Origin of the sequence: Actinomadura kijaniata NBRC 14229, assembly GCF_001552175.1 — a bacterium.
Classification (GTDB): domain Bacteria; phylum Actinomycetota; class Actinomycetes; order Streptosporangiales; family Streptosporangiaceae; genus Spirillospora; species Spirillospora kijaniata.
The window spans coordinates 67,632-80,397 of sequence record NZ_BCQR01000012.1 but is presented as its reverse complement, the minus strand read 5'-3'; the positions used below and the strand labels follow the sequence as shown (position 1 = coordinate 80,397).

At 68.9% G+C, this 12,766-nt stretch carries 11 protein-coding genes; 10 read left to right on the top strand and 1 reads right to left on the bottom strand.

Features of this window, described 5'->3' with window-relative positions:
* The first annotated feature begins 138 nt into the window (after positions 1 to 138).
* The 10 genes from AKI01S_RS05510 (at position 139) to AKI01S_RS05470 (ending at position 11,766) form a co-directional block, all read left to right on the top strand.
* Positions 139 to 321 (top strand): hypothetical protein, encoded by a 183-nt coding sequence (locus AKI01S_RS05510; RefSeq protein ID WP_067812651.1) that lies wholly within the window; start codon positions 139 to 141, stop codon positions 319 to 321.
* Positions 318 to 641 carry a hypothetical protein gene (locus AKI01S_RS05505; protein WP_067812650.1) on the top strand — a complete coding sequence of 108 codons (324 nt, stop codon included), beginning with the start codon at positions 318 to 320 and terminating at the stop codon, positions 639 to 641. The genes AKI01S_RS05510 and AKI01S_RS05505 overlap by 4 nt, the downstream gene beginning before the upstream one ends.
* On the top strand, positions 638 to 1,612 hold the full coding sequence (locus AKI01S_RS48810; protein ID WP_083998939.1) for a hypothetical protein: 975 nt from the start codon (positions 638 to 640) through the stop codon (positions 1,610 to 1,612). Before AKI01S_RS05505 ends, AKI01S_RS48810 begins: the two co-directional genes overlap by 4 nt.
* A gap of 865 nt (positions 1,613 to 2,477) precedes the next feature.
* Positions 2,478 to 2,807: a hypothetical protein gene (locus AKI01S_RS05495; protein WP_067812648.1), complete on the top strand. Its 330-nt coding sequence runs from the start codon at positions 2,478 to 2,480 to the stop codon at positions 2,805 to 2,807.
* Between the two features lie 109 nt (positions 2,808 to 2,916).
* On the top strand, positions 2,917 to 5,244 hold the full coding sequence (locus AKI01S_RS05490; RefSeq protein ID WP_067812647.1) for a type IV secretory system conjugative DNA transfer family protein: 2,328 nt from the start codon (positions 2,917 to 2,919) through the stop codon (positions 5,242 to 5,244).
* Between the two features lie 239 nt (positions 5,245 to 5,483).
* On the top strand, positions 5,484 to 5,852 hold the full coding sequence (locus AKI01S_RS05485) for a hypothetical protein (protein WP_067812646.1): 369 nt from the start codon (positions 5,484 to 5,486) through the stop codon (positions 5,850 to 5,852).
* A 477-nt stretch (positions 5,853 to 6,329) separates the two neighbouring features.
* Complete coding sequence (locus AKI01S_RS05480; RefSeq protein ID WP_067812645.1) at positions 6,330 to 8,510, top strand: DUF927 domain-containing protein; 2,181 nt, start codon at positions 6,330 to 6,332, stop codon at positions 8,508 to 8,510.
* Between the two features lie 448 nt (positions 8,511 to 8,958).
* The gene (locus AKI01S_RS05475; protein ID WP_067812644.1) at positions 8,959 to 10,017 is read left to right on the top strand and encodes a bifunctional DNA primase/polymerase; all 1,059 of its coding nucleotides are present in this window, start codon (positions 8,959 to 8,961) and stop codon (positions 10,015 to 10,017) included.
* 87 nt (positions 10,018 to 10,104) lie between these two features.
* A complete protein-coding gene (locus AKI01S_RS48805; protein WP_083998935.1) occupies positions 10,105 to 10,314 on the top strand; it encodes a helix-turn-helix transcriptional regulator in 210 nt (69 codons plus the stop codon).
* A gap of 72 nt (positions 10,315 to 10,386) precedes the next feature.
* The gene (locus AKI01S_RS05470) at positions 10,387 to 11,766 is read left to right on the top strand and encodes a tyrosine-type recombinase/integrase (protein WP_067812643.1); all 1,380 of its coding nucleotides are present in this window, start codon (positions 10,387 to 10,389) and stop codon (positions 11,764 to 11,766) included.
* Positions 11,767 to 11,883: 117 nt separating this feature from the next.
* Here the strand turns inward: AKI01S_RS05470 and AKI01S_RS05465 are convergent, their stop codons facing one another.
* Positions 11,884 to 12,702, bottom strand: coding sequence for a protein NO VEIN domain-containing protein (locus tag AKI01S_RS05465; RefSeq protein WP_067812642.1), 819 nt, complete (start codon positions 12,700 to 12,702; stop codon positions 11,884 to 11,886).
* Between the last annotated feature and the right edge of the window lie 64 nt (positions 12,703 to 12,766).

Here is a 12,766-nt window from a genome sequence, read left to right as displayed (position 1 = left end):
CCCCCACCGGGACCGGCACCAACCTCGACGCCGACAGCGGGCCATGCAGCGGCCGGCCACACGCCTGAATCCGTCCCGATCGACCCCGTTCCCCTGGAGCCGCCCCGGCCCGGGGGCTTCTTCTTCCCGGAGGTTCTTATGACCCTGTTCGCCATCCTCACCGGTGGTCTGATCATCTTGATCTGGTCCCGACAGATCAACAACTTCCTGGCCTTCATCCTGATCGGCTGGGGCCTGCTGGCGGCCTCCACGCCGATCGGCGAACCGATGGTGGAGATCCTGCGCGGCCTGTCCGGCCAGCTGGACGGGTGGCTGTCATGACCCACCCCAACCCCGACCCGCGCAGCTCCGGCCAGCCCGACAGCGCCACCCCCAACCGTCCGCCGATCACCGCCCGCGCTCTGGCCGTCCAGATGGTCGGCAACCGACCCTCCTGGGGTGCGGTGGCGATCCTGCTGGCCGTGCCCGGCGCGGCCCCGGCGATCGCCGGGTGGCCGATCTGGGCGGTCGCCGCACCGCTGTGGGGTTCCTGCCTGCTGCTGATGCTGTTCGTCTCCGTCGTCGAGCTGCGTCAGCCGCTGCCCGAGTCGCCTGGCCTGCCCGGCCCGGACGACGCTGACCCTGTGGAGGGGGAGCGATGATCGAGCTGTTGTTCCTGGGCGGCGCGGCGTTCGCCGGGGCCGCCCACGCCACCCGCCAGCGCCGCCCCGCCCCCCACAGGGCGGGCGGGGCCCGGCACAGCCGAGCCGACCGCCCCGACCTGCCCGAGTCGCTGTTGGTCAAGGCGTGGAAGTCGGCCGGGGCCCCGCACACCGAGGAACGCCAGTTGTCCGGGGCGGTCGCCGACCTGAGCGGCCGCGCCATCGGCCACACCGTCCGCGGCGGTGCCCGCAAGGCCCGCAAGGCCAACAAGAAGATCCGCCGCCGCGCCAAACGCAACTGGAAGCAGCGCCAGGCCGACCCCAACCGCCCGTCTGTTATCCGCCGCATCCCCAACACCAGCGCCAACACCACGGGAGGACCCTCGAACACACCCCCACCCCCTGGGCCAGCCAACCCCCAACCAACCCCGCCTCCGACCACACCGCAGGGACAGCCCCGCCCAGGGGCCGCGCCCCGGCCGGGCAACCCACCGCCGCTGTTCGGCGGCACCGTCCCCGCCAACCCGCCAGCCCCGCAGCCGTCCGGCGCTACTCCGACCAAGCCCACCCCGCCGCCCAAGCCGACCTCGCCGAACCGGCCCACGGGTCCGGCTGCGTCGGGGGCGGCGGGAGCTTGGGGTGCGCGGCGGCGGGCACGCGCTCGGGTGTGGGCGGCCGGTCCGCCGATCAACATGGACCCGCCCGAAAGCGATGTCGAGTTCATCGAGACCAGCACCGACCTGCAGCAGTTCCTGCTGGGCATCGCCCATGCGGTGGAGGACTTCACCGACGAGGTGATGATCCGCCGCATGCCCGTCGCCGTCACCAACCCCCTGCTGCTGATCGGCGAGCACATGACCGAAGCCTCCGCTGCTGTGCAGCGCGGCGCAACGGTGTTCGAGGTCATCTTCGAAGAGGCCATCGACCTGGCCGCCGCCGGAATCAAGTTCACCGGCGACAACCCGGCCTGATCGCCAGCATGTTCTCTCCAGCAAGACGCCACCCTTCCGCCGAGCTCTGTGGGTCCGTCTGCGCTATGGAAAGTAGGCGTTAGGCAGCCCATGAGAGGAGGGCAAGCCTTACAGTTCTTACAACTGAACCTTGTAGGTCTTGAGCCTACAAGGTTCAAGAGTGGCAGGCGTCCTCGCCTAGTGGCCAGGACGCCTGCGCGAAGGGCGAGTGCCTGCCTGGGTCAGAAGAGGTGCGTCACCACCTCAGCGACCTGCGCCGCAGCGGCCACGGCCGCTGCGGCAGCAGACACTGCAACCGCCCATACTTCAATGCGGTTCTTCCTCACTCCGATCTCACCTCCCTGCGTGGAGCGCTCGCACACAGGAAGCAGAGGAAGAGCCAACCGGACATAGCAACCGGGGGTATTCGAGCCCTCACGTTCGTGGTATGAGCGAGACTCCTCGAATGGCTTGCCCGGCCCGGCAATTCTGGCCAACATCACGCACCGCACGCAACCGAAACTTGTGGATTCCCCTCATCATGACAGGGCTACAAAGCCTTATTTGATCTTCAATGTTGTACGACTTCTACAATCCACAAGGATCTGCAGGGACGTGTAGAGGCATGCAGCGACATCGCCTTTGTTCGTTAGCACAGCGCTGAAAAAGCATCGAAAACGGACATGATCAAGCTGCTACCTGCAGAGATGACTAGCACACTGCTCGTGAAAATTTGAGGTCGTGGCCATGCGCTCCGATCTAGCGGAGTTCACCGAGGCCGATCAAGGTCCGCTGCCTCACCCAACCAAGTGGCCTGACGGCTGCTTAGAGGCTTTTGGTCTTCACCGCATCGCCACCATGACCAACGGATGAATGGAGGCCCCTGATGGCCCAACCCCTGCCCCGACGCCGTCACGGCCGCTACCAGGTGGTGTTTGAGCCCCCCGAGTCCGACGCCGAGTTCATCTCCACCGCCCTGGGCATCGCCGATCTGCTGGCCGCCTTGGCCGGCCTGGTCGAGGACTACCGCGACGACCTGATCAAGCGGAAGATGCCCGTCCCGGTCACCGCTCAGTTCACTACTGCCGCCGAAGAGCTGCGCGCGGCCGCGGCCAACGCCCGCCACGCTGCGAGCACCTTCGCCGACATCTTCGAAGAGTCCCGCGACATCGCCGCACGCGGCATCCGCATCCTGGGCGGCCGCCCCGCCGCCTGACCCCATCTGCGCCCGTTTCCCCGTTCGTCTTTCCGCGCCGCTGGCCGCCACCGCTCCTTGGTGGTGGCCAGCGGCGTTTCCCCATCCCTTGCGTGAAGGAGTGATCGCTATGCGGCGTTCATCCCGCCGCGGCTTTGGCCGTCCCGCCCCCCGCCAGCTCGGCAGCGTCACCGGAGGCCGCCGGAGCTTCGGCCGCCGCACCGCCGTCTCCGACCCGGCCGACCTGATGCTGCCCACCGCCTACTACGCCGAGCCCCGCCGTCTCCCGGTCGGTCGCTGGGCACAGGTCGCTGCCCGCCGCTACATCGGCTGGGTCCAGCAGTCCCCCGACACCCGCGGCCTAGGCACCGGGCTGGCCGCCCTCTACCCGATGGGGCACCTGGCCCACGAGTACGCCGCCGGTGACGCGCTGCTGCTGGGCGCGTTCGCGCCCCCGGCCGCGCTGGCCGCCTGGGTGGCCACCTACAAGCGCCACGAGTCGCCCCGCTACTCGGCGACGCTGGCCGCCACTGCCGCCGGAGTGCCGATCTGGTTGGCCACTGCTGCCCAGGTCGGCATCGCCAACCTGTCTACCCTGCTGGCCTACACCGCCACCGCCACCGCGACCTGGTCGGCCTACACCTGGTCCGACGTGCTCAAGCACCGCCGCGCCCTGGCCGCCCAGCAAGCCCAGTGGGAGACCATCGCCACCGGCACCGAGCTGGCCGGGTCCCGGCTGGTCAAGACCGAACCCACCCACGTGGGTGTGCGGTTCAAAGTGGATGTCGGTGCTGGGCCTGACGCGCCCTCGGTGTCGCGGCTACTGTCGGGCAACCTGACCGAGGAGATCGCCTGCCTGTACGGGATCGGCGTCAACCAGGTCCGCTTGAACGGACAGGCTTCCAACGCCCGCATCCTGTGGATCACCCTGCAGCTGCGCGACCCCTGGGCCCAGCCGGTCACCCACCCAGCCCTGGCCCCCGCCGCCCCTGCCGAGACGACGGTCACCGCCGCCGGAGGCCCGCTCAACCCCGCCCCGGCGCAGGCCACGCCCACCAAGGGCTGCCGGTCCATCATGGACGGCCCGTTCGTCCTGGGCACCGACCCCGAGACCGGCGAGGACCTGGAGCTGGTGGTCTTCGACAAGGGTGGTGCCCGGCACGTCCAGGTCATCGCCACCAATGGCGGCGGCAAGACCACACTGCTGTCCAACATCGTGGAGCAAGCCAACGAGTGCCGCGACGTGCTGGTGGTCGCGATCGACCTGCGCAAGGGCACCATCCCCCACCTGTGGGACGAGGTCCTAGACGCATCAGCCGGGATCGGTGAACAGGACAAGGCCATCCAGATCCTGCAGTGGCTGGAGACCGTCGCCGAGGAGCGCTCGCGCAAGAACGGCGGCGCCAACCACATCCCCTCGCCCGAGGCCCCGGTCATCATCCTGATCATCGATGAGCAGGCCAAGCTGCTGGGCACCGACTCCGATGTCGCCCACCTGGCCAAGCCGATCGTGGATGGCCTGCACCAGGCCGGCCGCTCGGCCGGTATCCCGGTCATCACCGCCGGGCAGCGCAACGTCCAGCAGCAGACCGGCAGCAAGGAAGGCTCGGCCAACGCTCCCACCAAGATCGTGCTGCGCGTCCTGAACACCTACGAGATGACCAAGGCCCTGGACAACTGGATGACCCTGGGGGTCCCCGACATGTCCACCTACGCCCCCGGCATCGGCGGCGTGGCCCTGCTGGTCAAAGAAGGAGGAGCCTGGCAGGCCGGACGCATCCGCGACCTCAGCGACTTCAAGGCCGTGCGGCACCTGGCTGTCACCCGCGGCCGCCCCGAGGCCCACATCGAACCCGACATCGCCGCCCAGCTCCCGGGATATGCCGAACGGCACCTGGTCACCGCCGGAGGGCTACCCCCGGCTACGTCCGGCGGCACCGACCACCGCTCGACTCCGCCCGCCAAGCCCGAACCCTCCTCCGGACCCTCCTCGGAGCCGACGTCGGGTTCGGCGGCTGGGCCGCCGCGCGGCCGTGACGGCAGCTTCGGCATTGACCCCGACGACGACCAGGCCGTCACCCACGCGGCCGAAGGGTTGGTCGCCGGGATCGAACGGCACCTGGCCGAAATGCCTCAGCCCCGCGACGCCCCCATCCCGTTGGAGAACCTATTCGCTACCCAGGAGGTGTTTAACAACGCCGAGACCAACCCGCCCGAGGTCAACCGCAAGCTGCCGGTGCCCGAGGACATCACCCACTCGGTGCTGTACCTGCTGCAGCAGCGCGGCCCCGACGGCGCCCGCCGAGACGAGATCGTGGCGGCCCTAGGCAAGCCCGAGGGCAGCGTCAAACGCTGGCTGAGGATCATGGTCGATCAGAGGGTGATCGCCCGGCACGGCCAAGGCAAGGCCCTGCGCTACCTGCTTCCCCAGCACAGCTTCGGCGATCACCAAAGGTGATCAATTGGCCGACGCCCTCCCCGCCCAACTGGCTCACCAACCGGCCCACCAACCGGCTCACCACGCCCTCTCGCGCGCGCGTTGAACAGTGCGGATGGGCCGATTGAGCCAGTTCGGTGATCCAGTTGGTGAGCCAGTTCCTGCCCTTCACCCTCAGTCACCACTCACGCGGACGCCGCGCCGGTCCCACTGGCCCGCGCCCCACTCTCACACGCCCTCACCCCTCCTCGGGAGCCCCCATGCCCGACCTACTCCTGCCCCTGGCCATGACCACCATTTCCCCTACCGCCACCACGACCCACACCCTGGCCCCGGCACCCACCACACCCGCTACCACACCCGGAGATCCCGGGCCGCACGAAGCAGCTGGCTCCGGCGGCCTGATCTTCCTACTGCTGATCTTCGGGCTGCTATGGGGGATGGCCTACCTCATCGATGCCTACCGCTACCCGCTGCGCCGGTGCCGTCGCTGCGCCGGCACCGGCCTGCAGCACTCGGCGATGTTCAGCGACGCCATGCGGATCTGCTCCGGCTGCAACGGCACTCGCCGCCAGTTGCGCCCCGGAGCCCGCCGCCCCACCGGGCGCGGACACAACCCCCGCCCCTGATCGCTCCCAACCACCCGATCCGTCAACCCACCCATCTCCGGTCCAGCCCGGACGGCCCTACTCGACGGCCGTCCGGGCTTTTCTTCGCCCCACCACATCCCACCAGCACCACCGGCCAACCCTGCCTCACCGTCGGCCCCACCGCGCGCATCTGGCAGGCGCGCCTGCCGCACTCCTGCCAGATGCGCGCTCCTGATCCAGGCGCGCTCGCGATGGTCTGTCTGGAGTCGCAGACCCAGCACCTAGTCCCCAGCCGTCCGGGCCTGGACGCGCCGATCCTGCTGCCGCTCAGCCCCTGCGTTCCCGCCGAGGCAGTCGCGCTGTGGTAGCTACACGACGCCGTCCAGCCGCCCCCCACCCGACCACTACTGACCGCCGCCGCAGCTGGTGGTCATCGACATGCCCCACGAAAAAGCCGCAGGCCCCCGGGGCAACGGGGGCCTGCGGCTGCACACGCAATCACCAGGAGGGTCGCATATGAGCACACGTGATCACAACGGCGACGACCGCCACCCAGATCCCACCGCCGACGACTCCTCCGCTCCGCCCGCCGCCGCTCCGTCCCCCCAGACCGACTCCGACGACCAGCCCGCCGATCAATCCACCGATCAGTCCGCCGACAGGCGCCGACCGTCCAAGCCCGTCCGCGCCTTGGCCCTGTTGCGCCAGCACCTGCAGTTGCGTCGCAGCGAACACGGCGGCTGGCCCTACGCCCGCACCACCGGCGACGGCAGCGGCCCCGACGGCGGCCGGTTGTTTCGATTCACCACCCCTGGCCGCCGTGAGTTGTACGCCGAGACCCGCCACCTGTGGAACAAGACCTACCCCGGCGAAGACCCACCCGACGACCGCGCGCTGCGGTCAGTGGTGGCCGACCTGGAGCGCGCCGCTCAGGACGCGCCCCTGGACGACGCGGCCGCCACCGTCTGGCTGATCCAGCACGGCGTCACCTTCGCCGCCCCCACCGCCGAAGACCGCGGCCTGGCCAGCGTGCTGGAACTACCGGGCTGCCCGCTGCCCGACGGCTATCGGGTCCCCGAGCCCTACACGATCTCGCCGGACGGGATCTGGATCGCACCCCGCAACCGCGACCCCGAACGCGTCACCTGGGCTCCGTTGGCGGTCACCCAGGTGTTCACCGACCCCGAAGGAGAACAGATGGTCAAACTGGTCTGGCTCAACCGCAGCCGCTGGCAATCGCGGATCATCGAGCGCGGCAAGGCCAAGAGCGGCCGGATGCTGGTCAAGGAACTGGGCAACTTCGGGCTGCCGGTCACCGAGGCCGACGCCAAGGCCGCCGAACGATGGCTGGCCGCCGCCGAGACCGCCAACACCGACGTCATCGACGAGGTCACCATCGCTCGCTCCCTGGGCTGGCAGGCCGACGGCCAGTTCGTCACCGCCTCGGGCACCCCGTATGAGATCCACGGCGTCGACCATCAACTCCAGCGCGCCCTGGAGGCCCACCACCTGCGCGGCACCCTGTCGGGATGGAAGGACGCGATCAAGATCCTGGAGCGCTATCCGCTGGCGACCATGGTCCTGTACGCCGGGCTCGCCGCGCCGCTATTGGAGGTGCTGGGGCTGGGGTCGTTCACCATCAACTACGGCGGCCGCTCCACCTCCGGCAAGACCACCGCCGCCCAGGCCGGGCTGTCGTGCTGGGCCAACCCCGATGAGACCGCCGGGGCCATCACTAGCTGGGCCGCCACCAAGACCGCCTACCAGGCCCGCCTGCACCTGGCCGGGAACGGGGTGCCGGTGTTGTTCGACGACACCCAGACCGCCGAACGCCCCGAGCACGTCTCCCACGCGCTCTACCAGATCACCCAGAACGCCGGGAAAGCCCGCATGGGCGAGTGGAAGTCCTACCGATGGCGCACCATCGTGATCTCCATCGGGGAGCGGTCGGCGCTGTCGTTCGCCACCCACCAGGGCATCTCCGCCCGCGTGCTGGACCTGCAAGGTGCCCCGTTCGGCAACACCCCCGACTCCGGACCCAACGCCCAGAAGTTCCGCGAAGGCGTCACCGCCAACTACGGGCACGCTGGGCCCGCCTTCGTCGGCCACCTGCGCGCCTACGTGGGCGAGCACGGCCCGAGCTGGCTGCACGCCCGCCACGCCGACTACACCGCCGCCCACCGCCAGGACGCCAGTGACCTGGCCCGCCGCCGCGCCCCACTGGTGGCGACCCTGCGGCTGGCTGCCGAGCTGGCCCACACCTGGAACCTGGTTCCCTTCTCCCCGCCCGAGCACCACGTGTGGACGTCGCTGTTTGTGGCCAACGACCCCCGCGACAACCGGGCCGCCTTGGCCCTGGAGGTGGTCGCCGAGTACATCGCCACCAACGCCGAACGCCTCTACCGCTCCGACGGCCACGCCCCCGCCGGCGGATGGATCGGCGTGCGCACCGAGGCCGACGGCGACCCCAACGCCGTGGCGCTGATGCCCGAGAAGGTCCACGAGGCCCTGGAGCGCGCCGGGTACGAGCTAGACGCGGTGCTGCCGACCTGGCGGGAGATGGGCGCGCTGCATGAATACCCGCCCACCTCCAAGCAGACCCCGCGCTACAAGCTGAAACGGCGCATCGCCGGTGCCCAGGTCAAGTGCCTGGTGTTCACCGGCAGGGCCCTGGGAGCCGACGACAGCGAGACCTGACCCCCTGCTTTCGTGCGCGAGAGACGGTATCGGGCAGTACCGCAGTACCACCTAGCGAAACGATCACTATTCATGCAATTCAGTGACTGTTTCGGGGTGGTACTGCTGCTGGTACTGCCTGGTACTGCCCCAGTACCAGGGTCGCGCTCTCGGGCGGCTGGTACTGGGGGCTGGTACTGCCCAGCAGTACCAGCGTTCTCCCAGATCAGTCCATGTTTTCAGGCGGTACTGGCCGTCGCGCGGAGCACATCCTGAAAAACGCGGGGGGTGGGGGATGCATCTTTCCCTCACGCCGCTGTCACCTTCCGCGCCTCACGCGCACCTCTTCCGGGCAGCGCACCCTGATCGCTCGCCGATCCCGCCCGGAAGAAAAGAGGCATCCCCCCTGCCACCTACGCCGCCCCCAGCGGACCTCTTCTTTTCGCACCCGACTGGAAGGAGGACCCCGATGGCCCCACCCCTGAACCTGGCGCTGACGCTGGCCGACCTCGGCTGGCATGTCTTCCCGCTGTCGCCCCGCGACAAGCGGCCCCTGGCCAACTGCCCGACCTGCCGCGACAACCCCACCTGCTCAGGTGACGGCTACGCCGCCTGCCCCTGCATCCCCGCCGGGCAGTGGTGCCACGGCGTCCGCGCCGCCACCACCGCCCCCGAGCGCATCCGCACCTGGTGGCGACGCCAGCCCAACGCCGTCCCCGCCGTCGCCGCCGGGCCATCCGGCCTGGTGCTGATCGACCTGGACGCCCACACCGACCAGCTCCCCGCCGACCCGGCCACCGAGCTGCTGCCCGGCATCCCCCTCACCAACGACCAGATGCCCGGCGGCATCCAGGCGATCCGCACCGGCCGCGACGTTCTGCTGCTGCTGGCCCGGCTGCGCGGCGGCTCCCGCCCCTGGCCCACCGGCCCCGACCACCAGCCCGTCACCGTCACCACCCCTTCCGACGGCCGCCACCTGTGGTACCGCGCCCCCCGCGTCGAGAACGGCCGCCGCCTCCGCCAGGCGCTCGGCGCGCTCGGCTGGCAGATCGACATCAAGGCCGGATGGAGCTACGGCATCGCCCCCGACGCCACCGCCGCCAACGGCCCCTACCAGGTCATCGCCGGTAACACCGCCCACGTCGGCTGTATGCCCGACTGGCTGGCCGACGAAGTCCTGCGCGTCGCCACCGACCGGCCCGTCCCCACACCGGCCCCGGCGCCCGCCGCGCCACCGGCCAGTGGCAGCCGACCGGCCGCCTACCTAACCACCGTCATCGACAACGGCGCCGCCGAGCTGGCCACCCTCACCGACGGCCGCCAACGCGCCCTGTCGGCCCTGGCCTACAAGACCGGCGGCCTCCTGGCCTGGTCCGGGCTGAACCGCGGCGACGTCGAGGATCGTCTCGTCGACGCCGGACTGGCCAGCGGCCTGCCCGAACGCCTCGCCCACCGCATCGTCCACCGCGCCTTGGACAACGGACTGGCCCACCCTCTGCCCGTTCCGCAAGCACGCAAGGTCGGCTGACTAATCCCCCAAAGACGGCCCCGGCGGTGAACCACCAAGAACACCGCGCCGGGGCCGTCACCTCCCCTACAGAGAGGCATCTTCAGCATGACGCCTTCGATCCCGACCGCGCAGTCGAACGCCGACGAGTGGCTCCCGATCGACGAGGTTCTCGCCGAGCTCAAGGACGTTCCCCGCTCTACCTTCAACCGCTGGCGGGCGACCGGACGCGGGCCGAAGTCCCGGCGGCTACCGAACGGCCGTGTCCTGATCCGCCGCTCAGCCCTCAATGAATGGCTGGAAAGCCTGCCTGAGTGATCCCAGAACACCGGGCGTCCACGAGGGGCGCCCGGCCTCCTTCCCCCCGGTTTTCGAGCAGAAAGAGTTCCAGTGCGCATCGGCAACGTCCAGTTCTGGAAGACCCAATGCCGCCCGAACAGGCGAAAGCCCTACCAGGTCCGCTGGGTCGTCGACGGCAAGACGTTCTCGGCCTCCTACCTCACCTCGACGCTGGCTGAGCATTTCCGAAACCAGTTGATCGCAGCGGCCCGGGCTGGAGAGCACTTCGACGTCGACAATGAGGGCCTGCCCGCATCGCTGCGTCCTAAGCCGAAGGCCATGACCTGGTACGAGCTCGGGCGCGTCCACACGGCGATGAAGTGGCCGGAGGCCGCTGGGAACAGCCGGCGCAACCTCGTCTCAGGACACGTGAAGATCACCCTTGCGCTGTTGAGCGACCGCAGTGGAGCACCGAGCGAGCGAAGGCTGCGTGACGCTCTGCGGCACTGGGCGTTCCGTCCCCTCCAAGGGCGTGAAGTCCCCGAGGAGCAAGCTGGCGTCCTGGAGTGGGTCGCAGAACGGTCCCGTCCAGTCACCGACCTGCTGGATCTGGACGCCCTGCGTGCGCTGCTGCATTCCCTGGGCACCAAGGACAACGGCACGCCCGCCAAGGCCAGCACGGCTGCGCGTTATCGCGCCGTCCTGACCAGCGCGCTGAACTACGCCGTCGAGCGCGGCGAGCTGGAATACAACCCCGTGGAACGCCTCGCCTGGCGGCCGGTCACGGTCACGCGCCAAGTAGATCCACGCGTGGTGGCCAGCCCCCGGCAGGTGCGCGAGCTGCTGACCGCCGTGACCTACGTCGGCGTCTGGGACAAGCAGCGCGGGCCGCGTCTCCTGGCGTTCTTCGCCTGCCTGTACTTCGCCGCCCTGCGTCCCGAAGAAGCCGTACAATTGCGGCTCCAGGACTGCAAGCTGCCCGAGGCTGGTCCCGGCCTGATCCAACTTTCGGCGGCCACCACGCGCGCCGGAAGCGCTTGGACCGACGACGGCAGCAAGCACGAGACACGCGGGCTGAAGCACCGGGCCACAGACGACGGTCGCGACGTTCCAATCCCTCCGGAACTCGTTCGGATCCTGCAGTGGCACATCGCCACGTTCGGTACCGCTGACGACGGTCGGCTGTTCCCCGGACCGCACGGCCAAGCCCTGGACTCCACGCGATACCTGGACACCTGGCACAAGGCACGGCGGTTGGCGCTTCCGCCGCACCTGTACAACTCGCCGCTGGCGAAGCGCCCCTATGACCTTCGCCACGCGGCGCTGTCGCTGTGGCTCAACTCCGGAGTCCCAGCCCCGGATGTGGCTCAGCGAGCGGGCAACACCGTCTCGGTCCTCCTCCAGACCTACGCCCGCTGCATCTATGGCCAGGAGGACGCAAACACGCAACGGATCATCGATGCGCTCGGAGATGGCGGCTCTCCGATCTGAGGAAACGGTTCTTTACCGAAACCACCGGACCAGCTCAGGAAGCTCTTTGTCGAAAAGAAGCCACCAGGAAAGGGTGTTCGCGTCAGCACTCAATAGTTTCGTTGCGCAGGAGGAGCCTCAACCGAGAGATGCTTCCGTCATCCAGGCGGGGGGGCGCGCTCCTGCCCCGACACGGAGCACATGGTGGACGCTGAGCCGATCCCCCGCCCAGGCACCTACGTCACTGATCCCGCGTTGGATGGCCGCTGGCGCAATGTCCAAGCGGGCCGATTCCCACCGGCTGGCCGGAAAGCAATCAGAAGGAGCATGCTGGCGGATCCAGCTGGAGATAATCGTCCCGATGGCCCCCACTTGCCGATCTTCATTCAGAAAGACAACGACAAGCCTCCAATCTGGGTCGTCCTGCATAACTTCATACTCATTACGGGACAGATAGATGGTGAGGCGGCCCCTCCGGATAGTGGTCTTGACCTCCAGGTTCAAATGGAGTCCGTCGGCGTGTACAGTAATGTCGTAACCCAGGCCGTCGGCATACTCCGCGACATGCTCAACGGTTATACCTGCAACTTGCCCGATAAGCTTGGCCAGTGTCTCCTCACCGGCTGTGCCAACCTGCTCGCGGGCGGCGGTGTCGACCTTTCCCCAGGCAGTATGTATCACGGCCGCAGTCTGGCGTGGGACTAGCCCCAGGGCCTGTCCCGCTGAGATTGCGTCTTCGGGCAGATCGTCGGGGGTGCTGATCAGCTGATCAGCGTCACGGAGCCATAGCGGGCTGGCGTGCAGGATTGCTGCTTCCATGAGGGCCAGCTCAAGTGGGTTGCAGCGATGGGCCAATGCCCCGTCACTGGTGACGATCCCGACTTCCTTGAGCCAGGCGAGGGCAGCGCCGTACTGCGTGGGCGTGAGGTCGACGAAGTCGGGATGGTTGGCGAACACAGCATGGGCACGTTCTACAGATGAGTGCCGGAGGTGATGGCTCCATCGGCGGGCGGCGCGAAGA

Coding starts and splice junctions, on each gene's coding strand:
- AKI01S_RS05510 (WP_067812651.1), top strand. CDS start 139: ATGACCCTGTTCGCCATCCTCACCGGTGGTCTGATCATCTTGATCTGG.
- AKI01S_RS05505 (WP_067812650.1), top strand. CDS start 318: ATGACCCACCCCAACCCCGACCCGCGCAGCTCCGGCCAGCCCGACAGC.
- AKI01S_RS48810 (WP_083998939.1), top strand. CDS start 638: ATGATCGAGCTGTTGTTCCTGGGCGGCGCGGCGTTCGCCGGGGCCGCC.
- AKI01S_RS05495 (WP_067812648.1), top strand. CDS start 2,478: ATGGCCCAACCCCTGCCCCGACGCCGTCACGGCCGCTACCAGGTGGTG.
- AKI01S_RS05490 (WP_067812647.1), top strand. CDS start 2,917: ATGCGGCGTTCATCCCGCCGCGGCTTTGGCCGTCCCGCCCCCCGCCAG.
- AKI01S_RS05485 (WP_067812646.1), top strand. CDS start 5,484: ATGCCCGACCTACTCCTGCCCCTGGCCATGACCACCATTTCCCCTACC.
- AKI01S_RS05480 (WP_067812645.1), top strand. CDS start 6,330: ATGAGCACACGTGATCACAACGGCGACGACCGCCACCCAGATCCCACC.
- AKI01S_RS05475 (WP_067812644.1), top strand. CDS start 8,959: ATGGCCCCACCCCTGAACCTGGCGCTGACGCTGGCCGACCTCGGCTGG.
- AKI01S_RS48805 (WP_083998935.1), top strand. CDS start 10,105: ATGACGCCTTCGATCCCGACCGCGCAGTCGAACGCCGACGAGTGGCTC.